Origin of the sequence: Pseudomonas sp. WS 5011 (genome assembly GCF_012985775.1) — a bacterium.
GTDB classification, from domain to species: Bacteria; Pseudomonadota; Gammaproteobacteria; order Pseudomonadales; family Pseudomonadaceae; genus Aquipseudomonas; species Aquipseudomonas peli.
On the sequence record NZ_JAAQXA010000084.1, the window covers coordinates 1 to 751 of the forward strand.

The window sequence follows — 751 nt, forward strand, 5'->3', positions numbered from 1 at the left end:
GGTGTTCGAGCAGCCACTTGGACGAGGCTGTGTTCGACTCACCCTGTGCAGTTAACTCCGCCCAGGCCGTGGCCATGCCGTGCAGGCGCAGCTCCTTGAGTTCCGCCATCAAATCACGCATGACCGATCTCCTCGGTCTGGCCACGCAGGCGGTCGTAGCGCGCCGTGTTAGCGACGGGGGCTTCCTTGAGCGACAAGTGGGTTTCGACGCTGGGTGGTGGTTCGGTCGCGGCCAGGCGCGCCACGACATTGAGGATGTGTTCGGCGCTCAGGCTGCCGCTTTCCAGTACCAGCTCAACAGCCACCAGCACCGCATCGAGCCCGGCGACCGGTACGGCAGCCAGGACTTGCGCCATGATCCGGTCACCGCCGGCATGACGCCCCAGACCGTGCTTAAGCTGACGCAGCGGCGCTGGCAGATCAGTAAAAGGCGCGCCGTTGCGCAGCACGCCGGGCTTGCGCTCAATCAGCGGGATGTAGTGCTGCCAGTCGTAGCTGACCTGTTCGCGATCCAGCAAGCGCGCATGGCTGGCAATCAGCGCATCATCGGCCACCACCTCGATGCGGGTCGGATACAAACGGCTGCTGACCCACTTACCCGCGTACTCACACGGCACCGAGTAACGGTTGCGCCCGACACTGACTAGGCAGGTGCTGGAGACCCGCGCAGGCCGCTCGACGTAACCGTCGAAGGCCGCGGGCATAGGCATCAGTTCGGCGCGCTCCAACTCCAGTACCTCGGCCACACTGA

At 64.7% G+C, this 751-nt stretch carries 1 protein-coding gene and 1 pseudogene; both read right to left on the minus strand.

The window, feature by feature from the left end:
- Positions 1 to 121: ATP-binding protein (locus tag HBN63_RS21630; protein ID WP_223181871.1), on the minus strand; the 121-nt coding region annotated here is incomplete at its 3' end.
- Positions 114 to 751, minus strand: a pseudogene (locus HBN63_RS21635) (IS21 family transposase); the annotation flags it as partial. The pseudogene HBN63_RS21635 and the gene HBN63_RS21630, both read right to left, overlap by 8 nt.